Below are 18,876 nucleotides of genomic sequence, written 5' to 3' on the forward strand. Positions count from 1 at the left end.
ATAATCATTTTCAATATCATTTAATTAACTATAATGATCCGAATGCTTACGCGGTGCTTACTTTTTTTGCGCCGCCCTACACCTACGGAGACGATGATTATGAGTTATTCACTGCCATCCCTGCCTTATGCTTATGACGCCCTCGAACCACACTTCGATAAGCAGACGATGGAAATCCATCACACCAAACACCATCAAACCTATGTTAACAACGCGAACACGGTGTTGGAGAGCTTCCCTGAGCTGGCTAAACTGAGTGTGGAAGATCTGATCAAAGATCTGGACAAAGTTCCTGCTGAAAAACGCACTTTCATGCGTAACAACGCCGGTGGCCATGCTAACCACAGCCTGTTCTGGAAAGGCCTGAAATTAGGCACTAGCCTGACCGGTGACCTGAAAGCGGCTATCGAACGCGACTTCGGCAGCGTTGACAGCTTCAAAGAAAAATTTGAACAAGCTGCGGCAACTCGCTTCGGTTCAGGCTGGGCCTGGCTGGTGCTGAAAGACGACGGCAAACTGGCGGTTGTTTCTACTGCTAACCAAGATAACCCGCTGATGGGTGAAGCTGTTTGTGGCGCATCTGGCTTCCCAATTGTGGGCCTGGATGTGTGGGAACACGCTTACTACCTGAAATTCCAAAACCGTCGCCCAGACTACATCAAAGCATTTTGGAACGTGGTTAACTGGGACGAAGCAGCAGCACGTTTCGCTCAAGCCAAGTAACTAGCGAACAACTCGCAAGCGTCCTTTAATCGTGCCAGCAAGGCTACCTTGCTGGCATTTTTTATTGTTAAAGTTTAGTCAATTCCTGCCGATAGATTGTACAAGAGGGTTGCTGGCATTTATGGCATGAGTCTATAAATGTTGTCATAAAAACGTTTGGGAAAAGTACTCTTGCCAAGGCTATTCCACGTCCATCCAGCCCCTTCATTCCTCTAATAATTAGACTCCCCAAAACTCACCTACGCTGATTGATTTGCAGCAAATACACCGCATAACGGAGAAGAACATGGCAGTATTTAGCAAAGTTTTTGGTAACTTTGAAAACGTGAAGGTTGGTAAAAAGCTGGGATTAAGCTTTTTTATGATGTTGTTGTTAGTTGGAATCATCGCAGGTACCACCGCTTATCATTTCTCCGTCATTGAAGAACATGCTTATAAAGTCGATCTAAGTTACAAAATAAATGATGAAGCTAATCAGGCAAAATATAACCGTGCGCTCTATGAGCGGACCTATGACCTGAAATATATCAAAGAAAATTCACAACATATCAATAACATAAAAAATCTCTTAACCCAGAGCGAAGGACTGAGTTGGTCGGCGGAGAATCGTAAAATTATTGGCGGTATTACCGATGTGGTCGAGGAGTACCTGCAACAACAAAGTAATTTTGTGAATGCGGTAGCCCATAAAGACGATGTCCGAAAAAGTTGGAATATCTCCGAGACCCAGAAGAATCTCAACGAGTTACAGCAAAGTTTGCTCAATGAAGGGGCAGATACCAACACCCAGATTCTGCTGGCAGAGATGAATCAAAAATTAATGACTGTGCGTTATAACGCGCGCGGTTTATTGCTGGATCGCAGCCAAGAGGCAGAATCGTCGCTGATTACCTCAATCAATATTGCCAACAGTGCCGCAAATGCTTTTATGCCGGTATTATCAGCCGACCAACAAAAGTTATTGGCCCCGGTTATCTCTAGCCTCAGCGCCTACAAAGACAATGTGTTGGCCTATCTACCGGCTTATCAGCAAGAGCTGGAAGTGGGTATAGTGATGGAAACCAATGCCAATGAGCTGAATAAACTCGCGACCCATCTGTTTACTCAAGAGTTACAAGGCACTCATGACGAAATCAATAACGCACAATTGCAATTAACCATCGCGGCAATTGCCGCCCTGCTGTTTGGCCTACTTATCTCGTGGCGCATGACTCGCCAAATTACTGTGCCACTGCGCACCACTCTGGCAATGGCTGAACGTATCGCCACCGGTGACTTAACCGCTGCGACCACATCGAATCGTACAGATGAATTGGGCCTGTTGATGAATGCAGTTGCCCGCATGAATGAAAATCTGCGTGCCATGATTGATGAAATCCGCATTGGCGTTAGCCAGGTCTCTCATGCCTCCGGTGAGATTGCGGCTGGTAACACTGATTTATCCTCTCGTACCGAGCAGCAAGCGGCTGCCGTAGAGGAAACTGCCGCCAGCATGGAGCAGTTGAATGCCACGGTTAAACAGAATGCCGACAATGCCCACCATGCCAATCAACTGGCAACCGAGGCATCACAAACGGCTCAACAAGGTGGCAAGCTAGTCAATGATGTCGTGCGCACCATGAACGATATCTCTGGCAGTTCTAAACGCATTTCTGAAATTACCTCCGTGATTAACAGTATTGCATTCCAGACCAATATTTTGGCACTGAACGCAGCGGTTGAAGCCGCTCGCGCTGGTGAGCAAGGCCGTGGTTTTGCTGTGGTCGCGAGTGAAGTTCGCAATCTGGCGCAACGCAGTGCACAGGCGGCTAAAGAAATTGAAGGGTTGATTGGCGAGTCGGTGTCGCAAGTCAATGCGGGCACCTCACTGGTACAAAATGCAGGGCAAACCATGGAAGATATCGTCCGCTCCGTGACCCATGTGCGCGATATTATGGCCGAAATTGCCTCAGCCTCTGATGAGCAAAGTCGTGGTATCACCCAAGTTAGCCAAGCTATTTCCGAAATGGACAGCACAACACAGCAGAATGCCGCCTTAGTGGAAGAGTCTGCCGCTGCCGCTGATTCACTGGCAGAGCAGGCTATTTTACTGGCACAAGCGGTCGCGGTGTTCCGGCTGTCTGAATCAGAGGCTGAAACCAGCCAAAGTCATAGCGTGTCGTCGGCACCTAAAAATACACCAACACCTCGCCCGACCCCAGAGACGCGTAATAGTGCTCCGCAAGATAACTGGGAAACCTTCTGATTTCTGGCTAAACCTTGGAACCCTGCCATCAGGCAGGGTATTCTGACTCTCCCTTTTAGATACAGACTAGGAGAGCAGATGAAGTATCCACAGGTTTATATCGGTAAAATCGAACCTTATAGTGGCAGTTCCCCCAGTGCTATTGGCAAACGTCAGGTGCAGGGCGGCATTATGCTCACCTCTCTGGGGTTAGAAGGGGATGAACAGGCTGAAACCCGCTTCCACGGCGGGCCGGATCGCGCTTTATGCCATTACCCACGAGAACATTATCAGCACTGGGTGCAGCAATTCCCCGCACAGGCCGATATTTTCTCGCCACCTGCTTACGGTGAGAATATATCCACCCTCGGTATGACTGAGAAGAATGTGTATATGGGGGATATCTATCGCTGGGGTGAAGCTATCATTCAGGTAACCCAACCGCGCTCACCTTGTTACAAACTCAATTTTCATTTTGCCATCGAAGATATGTCGCTATTGATGCAACAAACCGGCTACTGCGGGTGGCTATATCGCGTGATTTCGCCCGGTAAGGTCAGCGACAGCCATCCATTAACGTTACTCGCACGAACCAGCGATATTTCCGTGTCTGAAGCCATCGCCATCACCTGGCATATGCCATTCGATGAAGAACAGTATAGCCGCCTATTAGCCGTCTCAGGGCTATCCGCCAGTTGGAGCAAAACCATGCTGACGCGCATTGTTGAAGGAAAAATTGAGGATTTTAATCGGCGCTTGCGAGGAAATAGCGAGATATCAAGAGGTGGCTAATAGTTAAACATCATCAAGTCCTTCGATAAATTTGATTGCATCTCAATTGAGATACAAATTAGATTTATTGATGAGGAGACTAAAATAGCTACACACACCACAATGTTAGTACCTAACACACAAACACGTGCGGCTATGCAGGAAGCAGAAGAGATTGTTCGCACTCGCGACGTACGCTTTATCACTTCTGATGAGTTATTTATTGAACTTGAACAAGACAACAGTAAGTCAGCGAACGACAATGCCAAGGACGGCAGACTATACGAAAGACTTCCGAGAATGTCATGTTGGCGGGGATTTCTTACTCATCTACAAATTAAGCAATCACGGCAAGATAAACCAGATTGTTTTTGTCCGAACAGGGACACACGCTGAACTCTTTGAGTGATGAGCTGACAAAAACAAACCGGGTGGCAGCAGATACCACGCACCCAGGTTTATCAAAAGTGGTACTCAGAAAGCTTTTTTGGCGTAACCAGTCACTTCTTTCAGGCCCATTTCACGGCCTAATGCCGTCATTGGATGCACCACCACAATGCCGCGTACCGCTTTTTTCAAAGAGCCCATATCGGCCTGCTCTTTCTTGGTAATTGGACGGCTGAATGGCAGTTGAGCCAATTTCTGAGCTTCAGCACTGAGGTTCTTGACCCGCACTTCTTTCAAACGCTGAATTTCAGCTGCCAGTTTCTCTTTTTCTTTCATATGTTGCGCAATTAAATCCACATTCCCCTGCTGAATAACAGTAGGATCTTTATGGTTCAGCGCATCCAGCATATCGCTTAGACGTTTGATTTCTGCATGTTCTTTCATAGTATTTGCCCGTACATGCCGCTGATGGGCACGATATTTCGCTAAAGTTGGAGATAGGATAGCACTGATTGTGCATCAAGATGGATAGTGTATCAGGATGCACGTCTTTCGGCAGCAGCCTCCTGTAACGGCTGCCACTGCATTCCGGCAGATTCACCACTCATTTCACATGCAACTGCCCCCAACCGCTCTAATGCCTCGGTATAGCGACTGTTGAATGGATAACAGCATGATAGGCGGAAAGCATGACGATAACGACCACTGGGTGAATAAAGCGTGCCGGGGGTCAGGCAAATTTGTTCCTGCAATAATTGATGGAACAGCGCGACAGTATCGACACTGTCAGGGAATTCTACCCAGAAGACGAAGCCGCCCGCAGGTTGGGTTACTTTAGTGCCGCGTGGGAAGCTGCGGGTAATTAATTGCTGGGCAAGCTGTACTTGTTGCGCATAGCGGCGGCGCAAACTACGCAAGTGGTGGTCATAGCCACCCGATTCAAGAAAGAGTGCCAGCGTTTCTGATAGCAACACCGGTTCAGCCATAGAAGAAACCGCTTTTAGCTTATGCAGTGCGTCTGCAAAGCGCCCACCATCAATCCAACCGATGCGGAAATCCGGTGCCAAGGTTTTGGTAAAACTGGAGCAAAATAGCACCCAACCATCACGATCAAACGCTTTTACCGCCGGCGATAATGTCGAGCCAAATTGAATTTCGGCGTATAAACCATCTTCAATCAATGGCACCTGATGATCGTTCATCAGCTGCGCCAGCCGTTTCTTCGCCGCCAGTGGCATTGTGTAACCTAATGGGTTTTGTACCGTTGGCATGGCAATCAATGCATTCAACCGCCCTTCCTTAAGCAGCAACTCCAATACATCCAACGATAAACCCTGCTGCGGATCGGTGGGAATCTCCACCGCTTTCAGGCCAAGGCTGGCCAGCAATGGCATCAGATAAAAATAGGTTGGCGACTCCAGCCCGACGCAATCTCCGGGCTTGGTCGTCACCCGCAGAGCCAATTGCAGCGCCTCCATACAACCATGAGTAATGGTAATATCCGCTGGGCTGGCCAACATTCCCAGTGTCATGGCGCGGCGAGCGATTTGTTGCCGTAGCCGCTGACTGCCGGGCGGCAAGGAATACTGGCTGATTAACTGCGGCTCCCGACGCAGTAGCGACGCCATAATGCGCCCCAACTTGGCACTGGGATAAAAATCCCCGGTTTGCGGGCAAGCGAGCGAGATATTGGTAAATCGTGGATTTTGTTGCGCGGCAAAGACGGTATCAATCAAATCCAGTACTTCCTCCACCGGCTTGCCCACTGTGGCAGTGGGCACCACGGCTGTCGATGGGCTGCAGACGTAAAACCCTGACTGTGGGCGAGCTTCAATCAAGCCGCGGTCTTCCAGCGTACGATAAGCCGCCACCACAGTATTGATACTCACTTGGTGGCTTTGCGCACAGCTCCGGACCGATGGCAGGCGACTGCCCGCCAGCAGACTGCCATTTTTAATGGCCTGCGCCAAATTGTCAGCCACTTGCAAGTAGCGGATTTCATTCATAGCCAGGGACATGGTGACAGTTCTCCGCAGGATCAATGGGTACAGTTTAAGCTTATGCAAACTGTACCCATAACAATAGATAACTTCTGCTTCTGACGCTATCGCCGATTGCTGTTTATGCTGAATCTCTTGGTAATATAATTATTTACCCAAAGTCATTGGAAGTGCAGGTAGGCAGCAAGTAAACAAATCCCGATGAGCTTACTCAAGTAAGTGATTCGGGTTAGTGAACGTAGCTAACACCCCTGCGGTTTCAAGAACGAAGGGTACAGAGGAATTCCCCATGCTGGACAGCGCTTTTATCAGTTACGTCACCGTTATGTCGATCACTCCCGGCCCGAATAACCTGCTGTTAGCCGCCTCTGGCGTCAATTTTGGTTTGCGCCGAACCTTGCCAATGATGCTGGGGATTACCTTTGGTTGCGCATTACAATGTGCGTTAACCACTACATTGCTGGCACTGATTCTCAGTTGGGTGGGAGTGATTCGCCTCCCTCTGGTGACGTTGGGAGGTGGCTATTTATTGTGGCTATCTTGGAAGATTTTTCATGCTGGTACCCCAAATGCGCGAGATAGTGAGCGACCAATGGGATTTATTCAGGGGGCATTATTTCAAGCGGTTAACCCAAAAGCCTGGCTGATGGCAATGAATGTCGCCATTTTATTCACACCACGCGAAGGGGCAACACTGAGCCATACCTTGCTGATTATGACAGGTTTTGCTTTATTGAATTTACCTTGTGTCGCAGTTTGGGCGGTTATGGGCGACCAATTGCGTCATGCACTGCGTGTCAATTGGAAGTTGCGGTTATTCAATGGCGTGATGGGCGGCTTGATGGCAATCACCGCATTGTGGCTACTAATGGACGAATGGCTGAGTATTTTACCTGCTTAAATCAGACGTGACCAAGGGGGGAGAGCTTAGAAACTTGTTTTTGACTGATGCGGGAGAGCAATTCAGTAATTGAAAGCACCATCGTTGAGCGCACCATTTGCTGATAGCGCTGACGTTGCATGGCAATCAGTGAAGCATCAGCTTCATCCGGGCGGAGGAATGTCGGGGCAGGCGGTAATTCAGCAACACAATGTAATTCACCAAATGGCCCGAGGATTTCATCATCAGTAAAGCGATACTCGGTGCCATCATGGTTGAGTTCTTCACGCAGTGCCATTAATAACTCGGCATCTTCATATTCATGCCGGGTAATAACACCTAAGGCATAAACCAACTTCAACCTGACGGATAACTCCCCTAGCGGCCCATCCCCAACCAGCAATGGCTCCACAGCATATTTCACCGCGTAGTCATCTTTACGAAAAACCTGCACCACGAGAATATTGAGCGCTTCTGCCAATAATTCGACAGCAGCCATCAAGAAACTCCGAACGGTCTTACCCGCGTTCAGATGTTCTAGTACCCGATTCTCAAATGCCTGTGTTTTTTCAATCATCGCTTGTCACTGGATATAAGGCTACTAAAGGATAAATACCGTGCAATCTGACACGGTATTTATCACCTATACCCAAAGTCATTGGAGTTGCAGGTAGGCTGCAGCTTCAAGGACGAAGGGGATAATGCAACCGGCTTGGCTCTTAATGGAATCAGTGCGTCAGTTTGTCCTGCATGGCGTTATACACACTCACCGCCTGTTCGACAACCTCACTATCAGCAGGTAGGTCTGAAATTTGCGCCAGCGCAGCTTTCGGCCCTAATTTTGCCAACAATTCAACCAGTTCCTGTGCTTGCGGGTCCTGTTCACTACGATAACTCATCGCGGCGGCAATACCTGTGACCAAATTATCGTGTGGTAACTGATATTCCAATGTCCCCAATAGCGGTTTGATCAAACGGTCACCGGCACTCAATTTACGCAGTGGCTGACGGCCAACGCGCTCAACATCGTCATGCAAGTAAGGGTTCTCAAAACGGGAGAGGATTTTATTGATATAAGCGGCATGTTTTTGTGGTTCAAAAGCATAACGTTTGATCAGTACCGCGCCACTTTCTTCCATTGCGCCTTTTACTACCTGGCGTACAACAGGATCCAAAATGGCATCACGAATAGTCTGGTGACCAGCAAGCTGACCCAAATAGGCCGTAATAGCATGGCCGGTGTTCAATGTGAAAAGTTTGCGTTCCACAAAGGCCATCAAGTTGTCAGTCAGTTCCATACCGGCGATTGCTGGTGGTTGCCCTTTAAACTGGGTGCCATCGACAATCCACTCACTAAAGGTTTCTACCGTCACCGCCAGAATATCTGTGCTACCCGCTTCTGATGGCGGCACAATACGGTCTACCGCAGAATCGACAAAACCCACATGTTGCTCAACCCAAGCTTGCTCATCTTCCGGCAAAGCAGCAAAGACATGCTGTTTTAACTGGCTGGTGCCACGTACCATATTCTCACAGGCAATAATATTCAGTGGGCGGATGTTACCTTGTTGATGGCGGGCAATCAGACCTTGTGCCACAGTGCCTGCAATGCGGGCCAAAATTTGTGGGCCAACGGCGGTGGTGACAATATCCGCTTGCGTAATCAACTCAATCACTTCCGGGCTACCACTGTTGACGGCGCTTACATTCTTCACTTCTTCAACACGCGCTTGCTCGCCAACAATATTGACCGGATAACGCTTACGCTTATTTAGCTCATCCAACAGAGGTTGGTTAACATCGGCGAAAGTCAGTTGCGCACCGGCATCAGCAAGAAGTTTACCAATGAATCCCCGGCCAATATTACCTGCGCCAAAATGCAATGCTTTCATATTCTTTACCTTTTGCTGTAAAAGGGCCGTTTACTCCCAACGGCCCTATTCAGGTTGCGGTAGTTATCCAGCAGTGCCGAATAACACCTATCGCCACTCAGTTATGACTTTTTACCACCCAGTAAATCCAGAACTTCTTGTACGCTGGTTGTTTTACTTAAACGTTCAATGACAGAGTCATCATCCAGCGCATTTGTCAGGCTAGTAATGACCTGAATGTGCTCGTTATTACGGGCGGCAATACCAATAACCAACCGCGCTACTTCGTCTTCTTCGTCGCCAAAGCGCACGCCGTCAGGGTATTGGCAGAACACAACCCCAGTTTTCAGCACGCGGTCTTTCGCTTCGATCGTACCATGTGGTACGGCAATAGATTCGCCCAAATAAGTGGAGGTCAGCTTTTCACGTTCCAACATCGCTTCAACATATTCCGGCTCGACATAACCTCCTTTCACCAACTGCTCACCCGCAAAGCGAATAGCTTGCTCTTTGGCTGTGGCATGCTGATTGAGGAAGATATTCTCTGCGCCTAGTCGGAATAGATTGGCTTCTGAGGGTTCAAAGCTATCATCCAATTTTTCAATCACTTTCTGAGCTTTCGTCGCAGCATCGCTGGCTTCAACCAGACGTGCTGTCAGGTTGCTATACAGTTGACTGTCGAGGAAGTTAGTCAGTGAGATATGCTGTGCCTGCGGTGCATGACGCATCGCTCGCTCAGTTAAATCACGGTGCGTGATAACCAGGTCGACATCTTCCGGCAAGTTGTTGATGGCACAGTTAGTTACAGAGATATACTTCAGGCCCGCATCTTGTACTTTTTTGCGCAACACACCAGCACCCATTGCGCTGGAACCCATACCGGCATCACAAGCAACGATAATTTTACGCACCGTGCTCAAGTCGCCAGCAGCAGCTGCTGCATTTGCGGCTTGCGCGCCTTTAGATTGCGCTTTCATATCCTGCATACGACGAGTTGCATCTTCCAGGCTGTCTTCGTCTTCGTCTTTCACTTTAGAGGTTTTCAGCAAGATAGCTGATACCACGAAGGATACGGCAAAGGCTGCGGCAACAGCTGCAATGTTAGCGAAGTAAGCACCTTTAGGTGTCATCGCCAATACTGCCAAGATAGAACCAGGAGAAGCTGGAGATACCAGACCGCCATTCAGCACAGTCAGTGTGAACACGCCAGTCATACCGCCCAGAATGACCGCCAGCAATAAGCGTGGGTTCATCAGAACATATGGGAAATAGATTTCGTGGATACCACCGAAGAAGTGGATGATAGCCGCGCCGCCAGCAGACTGCTTGGCGTTGCCTCTGCCGAAGAACATATAAGCCATCAACACGCCCATACCTGGGCCTGGGTTAGCTTCGATCAGGAAGAAGATGGACTTACCGGTTTCTGTCGCCTGCTGGATACCCAGAGGTGAGAAGATACCGTGGTTGATGGCGTTATTCAGGAACAGGATTTTGGCCGGTTCAACAAAGATAGACGTCAATGGCAGCAGGTTAAGCTGCACCATGAAATGCACACCTTTCGCCAACCCTTGGGATAACACTTCTACCAATGGGCCAATCGCCATAAAGGCTAGAATAGCCAACAGCATACCGATGATACCGGCTGAGAAGTTGTTAACCAGCATCTCAAAGCCGCTTTTGATTTTACCGTCAACCCAACGGTCAAAGCGCTTGATTGCCCAGCCACCTAATGGGCCTGCAATCATCGCACCGAGGAACATTGGCATATCCGCACCAACAATCACCCCCATGGTGGTGATAGCCCCCACCACACCACCACGATCGCCACCGACTAAACGACCACCAGTAAAACCGATCAGCAGTGGCAGTAGGTAGGTGATCATCGGGCCAACCAGTTTGGCTAGCGTTTCATTTGGCAGCCAGCCGGTTGGAATAAACAGTGCCGTGATAATACCCCAGGCGATAAACGCGCCGATGTTGGGCATAACCATGTTGCTAAGGAATCGGCCAAAATTTTGAATTCTGACCTTTGCGTCCGGTGAAAACATAAAACACCCCTATTGGTACGCGCTAACAATAAGAGCGCGATATAATTGTTTTGTTGAGGCAGTTCTGCAAAACCCGCCGGTGTTATCGAATACAAACACGCTGTATGCAAAACAAACTTTAGCATGCTCTTTTACACACGCGTAGCTCACCCCAACAATGTGATCAATATCACATCAAAACCCCTGCCACAGGGGTGTATTTGTTGACAAAGATCACACTATTGAGGTGTAAGAAAGCCACAGAGGATAATTTTTAAGCTAAAAACCTCATTTAACGTGATTAAAATCACATTTTTAAGTGGTGAGTTTGTTTTTAAAGTGTGATGTAAATCACAAATTATTTTTGCTCGCAGAGGGGATATAAGACATTCATCCACCGAATGCCTATGGATGGCCAAGGCACTTGGCAAATGTGTAATAAAGCAACAATGGTAAATGAAGCGCTCGGCTTTTTGGTTTTAGGGCAAGGTTTCGATGCAAAAACACATTTGAGTGGTTGAGCAGGCACCCTAGCGGAAGGCCACAAAACGGGTAAGTGATACGAGCACAAACGCGAAATAAAAAAGGGGCCAATAAGCCCCTTTCATCAAAACGTCGAACTCAGAATGCAAAAATTACTGCATAACACTCATAACACTTTTCTGTGCCGCCATCATTGCCGGATACTTAGCGACCAAGTTAGTCATCATCGCGTTGTATTGTGCAGCTTGCTGTGCAGTTTGGAATTGAACGCCGCCATTATTGAAGGTGACTTGAGTACCCTGCTGTTGCAGGAAATCCCCAACCTGCGCCAAGTCCTGTACAAAGGCAGAAACCACTGGAACGGCAGGAATCAATACATTGGTCGGCTGAGTCACCACATTGTCGAAGACTTTATTAAACACGACTTTCAGGTCATCGGGTTGCTTCAATGCGGCAACGGCCGTGTCGGCCTGTGTTTTAGCCGCACGAATCTGCTGCACTAACAGGTTCAATGCACCCGCTGACTGCTGGAGAGCATCGCGTTTATTAAGATAATCTTGCGCCACACGAATCTCATTGATCTGTGCAATCGCTGGCGTCAAGCTGGCATCCACAGATTTACTGAGTTGCTGTGAAAAAGTCACCAAAATCGCGTAATCACTGACATAAGGGCCAAATTTCTGCTTTTGATCTTCACTCAGTGTTGGCAGTTTCATCCCACTGCGCATTACCGTATTTTGCAGATAATCAATAAAAGCCTTACGTTGTTCTGGCTCTTTATCCCCGCAGGCGGTCAATTGGAACACCACCAGTAACGCCAGTAATGGCGCCAACCAACGTGAATATCGGGTCGTATTTAGTGCAAAAGTCATGTGAAGCTACTCCTGTAATAAGTACTTATTTTCACAAAATCCTATTCTTATCACTGAGTGTGAGTGATAAGAATAGCTAAGGGGAGCGATATACGCTCCCCTGTGACTAGCCGAGTACAGGATTACTGCAACAGCGAAATATCAGCAACCTGCAAGAACAGCTCGCGTAACTTGCTCAACAATGTGAGGCGGTTTATCCGCACAGCATCATCTTCAGCCATTACCATTACGCTTTCAAAGAACTCATCGATTGTTTCACGCAATGCCGCCAGTTCAACCAGAGCTTCCTGATATTGACCCGCAGCAAATACCGGCTCCAGCTTATCGCGCAGTACCACCAAATGTGTGGCCAATTTCAATTCTGCCGGTTCTTTTAACACCGAAGCATGAACATGGTCATTCAGCGTATCAGTGGATTTAGCCAGAATATTCGACACACGTTTGTTTGCAGCAGCCAATGCCGCAGCTGCATCCAGTGTGCGGAAATACGTCACCGCTTTCACCCGGGCATCAAAATCAGCCGGTTTAGTTGGACGACGAGCCAGTACCGCCTGAATGGTATCGACACTATGGCCTTCATCCTGATACCAGGCACGGAAACGGCCCAGCATGAACTCAATCACTTCATCGACGACTTTAGCGTTAGTCAGCTTAGCCCCGTACAGACGCACAGCTTCTTCGGTCAAAGTCTGCAGATCGAGCGGCAAGTTCTTCTCGACGATAATACGCAGCACACCCAGCGCCGCACGGCGCAGAGCAAATGGGTCTTTATCGCCTTTCGGATGTTGGCCGATACCGAAAATACCTGCCAGCGTGTCCATTTTATCGGCAATCGCCAATGCACAAGCCACCGGATTAGACGGCAAGTCATCGCCAGCAAAACGTGGCTGATATTGCTCATTCAGCGCCACAGCAACGTCTTCAGCTTCACCATCGTGACGGGCATAGTGCATCCCCATCACACCTTGGGTGTCAGTGAATTCGAACACCATATTGGTCATCAGGTCGCACTTGGACAGTAAACCTGCACGAGTGGCATGGTTAACATCAGCCCCAATTTGTGCCGCAACCCAACCGGCCAGTGCTTGGATACGATCGGTTTTATCACGCAAGGTACCCAGTTGCTGTTGGAACAGCACGGTTTCCAAACGCGGTAAATTATCTTCCAGACGTTTTTTGCGGTCAGTGTTAAAGAAGAACTCGGCATCCGCCAGACGCGGGCGTACAACCTTCTCATTGCCCGAAATAATCTGCTGCGGATCTTTCGACTCAATATTGGCAACGAAAATAAAGTTGGGCAACAAATTACCCGCCGTGTCGTACACCGGGAAATACTTCTGGTCACCCTTCATGGTGTACACCAGCGCTTCCGCAGGAACGGCGAGGAATTTCTCTTCAAACTTAGCCGTCAACACCACCGGCCACTCAACCAATGATGCCACTTCTTCTAGCAAGCTTTCACTCAGATCAGCAACACCGCCAATCTTCTGTGCCGCCAGTTCCGCATCACGTTTAATGATGGATTTACGCAATTCATAATCAGCGATAACTTTGCCGCGTTCCAGCAGCACTTGCGGGTATTGATCCGCATGATCGAGAGTGAATTCGGCTTCGCCCATAAAACGGTGACCACGAATAACGCGGTCTGAATCGATACCCAGCACCGTGCCAGGAATCAATTCGCTCCCCAGCAACAGGGTCACAGTATGAACCGGACGAACGAATTGGGTTTCTTTATCACCCCAACGCATTAGTTTTGGAATAGGCAGCTTGCTCAGCGCAGTATTAACCATCCCTGCCAGCAGAAGTTGTGCTGATTGCCCTTTTACGTGGGCGCGATACAGCAGCCATTCACCTTTATCAGTGACCAGACGCTCGGCCTGCTCCACCGTAATACCACAACCCCGCGCCCAACCTTCGGCCGCTTTGCTTGGTTTACCTTCAGCATCAAATGCTTGTGCAATCGCCGGGCCGCGTTTTTCAACTTCACGGTCAGCCTGAGCAGCACTTAAATTAATCACTTTTAATGCTAAACGGCGTGGTGCGGCATACCAAATCACCTCACCATGGGGCAGATTGGCGTTATCCAATTCAGCGGTGAAGTTGGCAGCAAAAGATTCGGCCAGAGAACGAAGAGCCTTCGGCGGCAACTCTTCTGTGCCGATTTCCACCAGGAAAGTCTGTTGAGTCATGACAGCCTCTTAGTTCTGATTCTTTTTGCACATAGGGAAGCCCAGCGCCTCGCGGGAGGCATAATAGGCCTCGGCGACAGCTTTGGTCAGCGTACGAATGCGCAGAATATAGCGCTGACGCTCGGTCACCGAGATGGCTTTACGGGCGTCCAGCAGGTTAAACGTATGGCCCGCTTTCAGAATACGTTCATAAGCTGGCAACGGCAGTGGGGCTTCCAGCGCCAGTAATGACTGAGCCTCTTTCTCATACTGCTCAAAGCAGGAGAACAGGAAGTCCACATCGGCATATTCGAAGTTATAGGTGGATTGCTCCACTTCATTCTGATGATAAATATCGCCGTAGGTGGTTTTACCCAGAGGGCCGTCACACCAGATCAGGTCATAGACACTGTCTACACCCTGAATGTACATTGCCAAACGTTCCAGACCATAAGTGATCTCGCCGGTGACCGGTTTACATTCCAAACCACCCACTTGCTGGAAGTAAGTGAACTGAGTCACTTCCATTCCATTCAGCCACACTTCCCAACCCAGACCCCAGGCACCCAATGTTGGGTTTTCCCAGTTATCTTCGACAAAACGAATGTCGTGAATCGTCGGGTCCAGACCCAGTTCTTTCAATGAACCTAAATACAGTTCCTGAATGTTGTCTGGTGAAGGCTTGATGATCACCTGGAACTGATAATAGTGTTGCAGGCGGTTCGGGTTCTCACCGTAGCGACCATCGGTCGGGCGGCGTGAAGGTTGTACATAAGCGGCAGCGATTGGCTCTGGGCCAAGTGCTCGCAGGCAGGTCATTGGGTGGGAGGTACCCGCGCCGACTTCCATGTCCAGTGGTTGAACAATGGTGCAGCCTTGGCGCGCCCAATAGTCCTGTAACGTCAGGATCAGGCCCTGAAAGGTCTTGGTATCAAACTTTTGCATGTTGGATTCGCACGCGATACAAGTGATTAAAATGGAATGGGTCAGTATACCCGTTGACCGTAAGATATACAGCCAGAATCCGGCAAGAAGCAAGAATCAAGGTATATTTGTCGATAAAACAGGCCATTTATTCGGTTTCAACTGATAAATCGCCCTTATACCCTTCAAAGGCAAAGTGTGAGTCTACAGGTTGCTAATCATCCGACGAACAGCCATCATCCGGTTTTAGATTCCCCTGACAGGAGTTATGAGTATGGCGTTACAACGCTGTGGCTGGGTCACATCAGATCCACTCTATATCGATTATCACGATAAAGAGTGGGGCATCCCGCAGAGAGAGAATCAGGCACTGTTTGAGATGCTTTGTCTGGAAGGGCAACAAGCTGGATTGTCATGGATAACCGTGCTGAAAAAGCGCGAAAACTACCGTAAGTGTTTCCATAATTTTGATCCGGTACGTGTGGCCAAAATGGGGCCTAAAGAGGTAGAAACACTGGTGCTGGATAGCGGTATTATTCGGCATCGCGGTAAAATTCAGGCCATCATCACCAATGCTCAAGCCTACCTGGCCATGGAGGCTAATGGTGAGGATTTTTCCGAGTTTATCTGGAGCTTTGTCGAGGGTACACCAAAGGTAAATCATTGGTGGAGTCTGGCCGAAGCCCCGGCAACCACACCGATATCAGACGCCATGTCTAAGGCATTGAAGAAAAAAGGGTTTAAATTTATTGGTTCCACTATTTGCTATGCCTTTATGCAGGCTAGCGGGCTGGTGAATGACCATATGTGCAATTGCTTCTGCCATCCGGATAACGCCGATAAATGATTCGTACAGCCCGGCCGGAAGATCTGGAGGCGATAATGCCATTATGGCTAACCAGCACTATTGCGGCCCATCCTTTTATTGCTGAGCAATACTGGCATGAGAGCGCACCATTGGTACGAAATACCTATCTTCCGGCGGCGCGCACCTGGGTGTATTGTCAGCAGGAAGAGCCACCGGCAGTCACTCCCGCGGGTAATACCATCGTCGGGTTTATCAGTATTCTTGAAGAACAACTGGTGGGAGCCTTGTTTGTTGAACCCTCTTTCCACGGCAAAGGGGTGGGCAAACTATTAATGGATCATGCTCAACAACATTATAAGGCGCTGACACTGGAGGTTTATCAACGAAACCTCCGTGCTTACCACTTCTACCGTAAACAAGGGTTTGTCGTCGCCGAGCGAAGTTATAATGCAGAAACTAAAAATTTTATTTTAACTATGCAGTGGTTCCGTCCTATTTAATGCCACCACAGATTAATTAACCGCACCGTGAATTTTTTTAGATACCCCGCCATAAAAAATATCTTATCAATCATCTAAAAGAATAAAAAAGAAGATTAAAGAACTTATTTTATCCCTATTCTTTATAGTGGAGATCAGATTGCTATTTTTTAAATTCACCTCAATAGAGGGCTGTTAATATAATATGAGGCTATCATGCATAATAAATTTATTTTGTTATTCTTTGTTTTCTATTTATTACCATTACCCTTGTCTTTTTCTGAAACAGAAATAAGCTATAACTACGTAACCCCACCAATTGATGACAATTTCCCTCACTCACATGAACATTACGAATTTTTTGATGAGGATCTATTCTCATATCAAGTTAATAATATAGATCCTAATATTAATCAAGATAGAATGAATATTGTCGCAAAAAATAATAATTCACTTAACTGCGAAAAAACATGCGTCATATTAAGTAAAATGGTGATTTCTCTAGATGATATTTTCCACACTTCAGTTGTTGATTTTGAACGTCAGAGTAGAGTGGCACTATTCAGTTTTGAAATAGACAGTAATTCCATGTTTAATTTAAATCTGGAGAACAACGCAGATATCACTATTGATGATAATGAGATAAATATTCTTAGTCGAGGGGTCAACAGTCAACAAATTAGTCACCCGCTCCAGCCCGATACTACCTCTATTTCATTTATCTTTGAGATGTCAAATTCTGAGTTAAAAATAAATTATATGGAGAACAGCCAAGACCAAAAAGGAATACCATCACCTACCATTATTCTTCACTCAGAACGAACCAGAAATCTGAACACACTTCCCAATCTGATTATTTATAATAATGTTCTCAATGGTCCTTTAATAATGAGCCATCATCTGATGGCCACGATGAGCAGCCATCATAGAACAAGACGGGAGGTTGCCGGTACTCTAGGCTGCCTTCTGTCTGGCCCTTTGGCTCTTTATAATGTTGTGGTACATGGGCGGTGTAATCAGGTGGAATCAGCCTGGGCCAGCATTAAGTTATTTTTCAGTGGTGAAGATAAGGCAAAAATGCGACTGGTCGCGGGTTCTGCGACAGCCTTAAAACCCATCTCGCTCACGCCGGAAAAAACCGAAGAGCCACCTAATGCAATGGTGTTAGCCCACTTAGACTTGCCGTCATTGCACCAACAAAGCTTAACTTTGCCCGCAGTGGCCAAAGCCTGTCATATCCCATTGGAAAATTTAATTAGTCGCCGTTTTCCTCGCCAAATAGATGGCCCTACTTGTGGTTCCTGGCTATCACGTCTGCTGGCTGATTTTACTTTATTGTTTGGCAGTAGTTTGCGTGACTGGTCACTCGATCATTTACGTCGAGTGCTTGATAGTGCAATCGATTCAGATAGTACAGGATATGCTGTTATTGATACGGGAACAGAACGACGTTTACTCCAAGGCATCAGAAGAGGTGTGCGAGAACTTGGGCGAATAGAAGCCATCAATCAAATCACCCATTCATTCCATTATGCGGAAAGCGCACTCGCCCACTATTACCTACGTACCAATGGCGAAAATACTTCCCCCTCGGCGGCTCAAAACTTACCTTTAGGGCACTATGTGCTATCTCTTGATACTTATATTCCGAGCACTGAGCCCGTGCGTATTCGCAGAAATGGTGAATGGGAAACATCGGGTTCATTAACCTTTCAAGTCGAGATTATATCGGGGGAAAATCAAGACGAAGAAAGGGAATTACACGCAGAATCACTCGCCGTTATTAATGAATGGTTTGAGAAATATTATTCCCTCGCTTTTGGATCAATGATAATTACAGATAAGAATACCCATAAAGAAACCAGAGTACCAATTACTGCCAGTGATAGAATAATTTATGCTGCACGAATTACCAGTGACTCGCTGAAAACCCATTTGGAAAATAATACTCCGGGCTATTTATTTATCATCGTCAAAGTGGATGGCCATATTATCCATATATTAGAAGCAATGAAGTATACAATTAATGATGAAGAACAAGAAGGTCATTATTATCTGGCAAACTATCTTACCACGCCCAAGTCTATTATAGATGCCGAGGCAGAAGGGAGTATTCGCGGAGCCGGTACTGCAGCAGTTAACCGGTTAGCAAGTTACCTTAAAAACAAAGGGATTAAATACCTACATTCGGATGTTATATCTCACCCTTCCGCCAGAGTGAAAACAAAATTGGGATTTGAACATGATGAGCTTTGA

16 protein-coding genes are annotated in these 18,876 nt (G+C 47.6%); 8 read left to right on the top strand and 8 right to left on the bottom strand.

Going from position 1 to position 18,876, the window contains the following annotated elements; genetic code table 11:
* Positions 1 to 99 precede the first annotated feature (99 nt).
* The 4 genes from sodA (at position 100) to DJ58_RS22745 (ending at position 4,127) form a co-directional block, all read left to right on the top strand.
* Positions 100 to 723, top strand: coding sequence for a superoxide dismutase [Mn] (gene sodA, locus DJ58_RS09410; RefSeq protein ID WP_032910564.1), 624 nt, complete (start codon positions 100 to 102; stop codon positions 721 to 723).
* Between the two features lie 286 nt (positions 724 to 1,009).
* On the top strand, positions 1,010 to 2,968 hold the full coding sequence (locus tag DJ58_RS09405) for a methyl-accepting chemotaxis protein (protein WP_004707251.1): 1,959 nt from the start codon (positions 1,010 to 1,012) through the stop codon (positions 2,966 to 2,968).
* A 78-nt stretch (positions 2,969 to 3,046) separates the two neighbouring features.
* The gene (gene yiiM, locus DJ58_RS09400; protein ID WP_004707252.1) at positions 3,047 to 3,739 is read left to right on the top strand and encodes a 6-hydroxyaminopurine reductase; all 693 of its coding nucleotides are present in this window, start codon (positions 3,047 to 3,049) and stop codon (positions 3,737 to 3,739) included.
* A 241-nt stretch (positions 3,740 to 3,980) separates the two neighbouring features.
* Complete coding sequence (locus DJ58_RS22745) at positions 3,981 to 4,127, top strand: type II toxin-antitoxin system mRNA interferase toxin, RelE/StbE family (protein WP_071985017.1); 147 nt, start codon at positions 3,981 to 3,983, stop codon at positions 4,125 to 4,127.
* A gap of 65 nt (positions 4,128 to 4,192) precedes the next feature.
* Here the strand turns inward: DJ58_RS22745 and DJ58_RS09395 are convergent, their stop codons facing one another.
* Positions 4,193 to 4,549 carry a YibL family ribosome-associated protein gene (locus DJ58_RS09395; RefSeq protein WP_004707253.1) on the bottom strand — a complete coding sequence of 119 codons (357 nt, stop codon included), beginning with the start codon at positions 4,547 to 4,549 and terminating at the stop codon, positions 4,193 to 4,195.
* 92 nt (positions 4,550 to 4,641) lie between these two features.
* A complete protein-coding gene (locus DJ58_RS09390) occupies positions 4,642 to 6,123 on the bottom strand; it encodes an aminotransferase-like domain-containing protein (protein ID WP_032910566.1) in 1,482 nt (493 codons plus the stop codon).
* A gap of 271 nt (positions 6,124 to 6,394) precedes the next feature.
* Here DJ58_RS09390 and DJ58_RS09385 point away from each other — a divergent pair, with 271 nt between their 5' ends.
* Positions 6,395 to 7,006 (top strand): LysE family translocator, encoded by a 612-nt coding sequence (locus DJ58_RS09385; RefSeq protein ID WP_004707255.1) that lies wholly within the window; start codon positions 6,395 to 6,397, stop codon positions 7,004 to 7,006.
* Between the two features lies 1 nt (position 7,007).
* Here DJ58_RS09385 and DJ58_RS09380 read toward each other — a convergent pair whose 3' ends face one another.
* The 6 genes from DJ58_RS09380 to glyQ all read right to left on the bottom strand — a co-directional run bounded on the left by DJ58_RS09380 (position 7,008) and on the right by glyQ (position 15,354).
* Complete coding sequence (locus DJ58_RS09380) at positions 7,008 to 7,562, bottom strand: MltR family transcriptional regulator (protein WP_004707256.1); 555 nt, start codon at positions 7,560 to 7,562, stop codon at positions 7,008 to 7,010.
* A 151-nt stretch (positions 7,563 to 7,713) separates the two neighbouring features.
* Positions 7,714 to 8,877, bottom strand: coding sequence for a mannitol-1-phosphate 5-dehydrogenase (locus DJ58_RS09375; protein WP_004707257.1), 1,164 nt, complete (start codon positions 8,875 to 8,877; stop codon positions 7,714 to 7,716).
* Positions 8,878 to 8,978: 101 nt separating this feature from the next.
* Positions 8,979 to 10,904 (bottom strand): PTS mannitol transporter subunit IICBA, encoded by a 1,926-nt coding sequence (locus DJ58_RS09370; RefSeq protein WP_032910567.1) that lies wholly within the window; start codon positions 10,902 to 10,904, stop codon positions 8,979 to 8,981.
* A 614-nt stretch (positions 10,905 to 11,518) separates the two neighbouring features.
* Positions 11,519 to 12,238, bottom strand: a complete 720-nt coding sequence (locus tag DJ58_RS09365; protein WP_032910569.1) for a DUF3053 domain-containing protein — start codon at positions 12,236 to 12,238, stop codon at positions 11,519 to 11,521.
* 122 nt (positions 12,239 to 12,360) lie between these two features.
* On the bottom strand, positions 12,361 to 14,430 hold the full coding sequence (gene glyS, locus DJ58_RS09360) for a glycine--tRNA ligase subunit beta (protein WP_004707261.1): 2,070 nt from the start codon (positions 14,428 to 14,430) through the stop codon (positions 12,361 to 12,363).
* 9 nt (positions 14,431 to 14,439) lie between these two features.
* Positions 14,440 to 15,354 carry a glycine--tRNA ligase subunit alpha gene (gene glyQ / locus DJ58_RS09355; RefSeq protein WP_004707262.1) on the bottom strand — a complete coding sequence of 305 codons (915 nt, stop codon included), beginning with the start codon at positions 15,352 to 15,354 and terminating at the stop codon, positions 14,440 to 14,442.
* Between the two features lie 253 nt (positions 15,355 to 15,607).
* On the opposite strand from glyQ, the gene DJ58_RS09350 reads away from it, so the two are divergent.
* The 3 genes from DJ58_RS09350 (at position 15,608) to DJ58_RS09340 (ending at position 18,876) form a co-directional block, all read left to right on the top strand.
* Complete coding sequence (locus DJ58_RS09350; RefSeq protein ID WP_032910571.1) at positions 15,608 to 16,180, top strand: DNA-3-methyladenine glycosylase I; 573 nt, start codon at positions 15,608 to 15,610, stop codon at positions 16,178 to 16,180.
* Complete coding sequence (locus DJ58_RS09345) at positions 16,177 to 16,641, top strand: N-acetyltransferase (protein WP_032910573.1); 465 nt, start codon at positions 16,177 to 16,179, stop codon at positions 16,639 to 16,641. The genes DJ58_RS09350 and DJ58_RS09345 overlap by 4 nt, the downstream gene beginning before the upstream one ends.
* 195 nt (positions 16,642 to 16,836) lie before the next feature.
* Entirely contained in the window at positions 16,837 to 18,876 is a 2,040-nt protein-coding gene (locus DJ58_RS09340) for a hypothetical protein (protein WP_004707266.1), read from the top strand.

This window comes from Yersinia frederiksenii ATCC 33641, assembly GCF_000754805.1.
Classification (GTDB): domain Bacteria; phylum Pseudomonadota; class Gammaproteobacteria; order Enterobacterales; family Enterobacteriaceae; genus Yersinia; species Yersinia frederiksenii.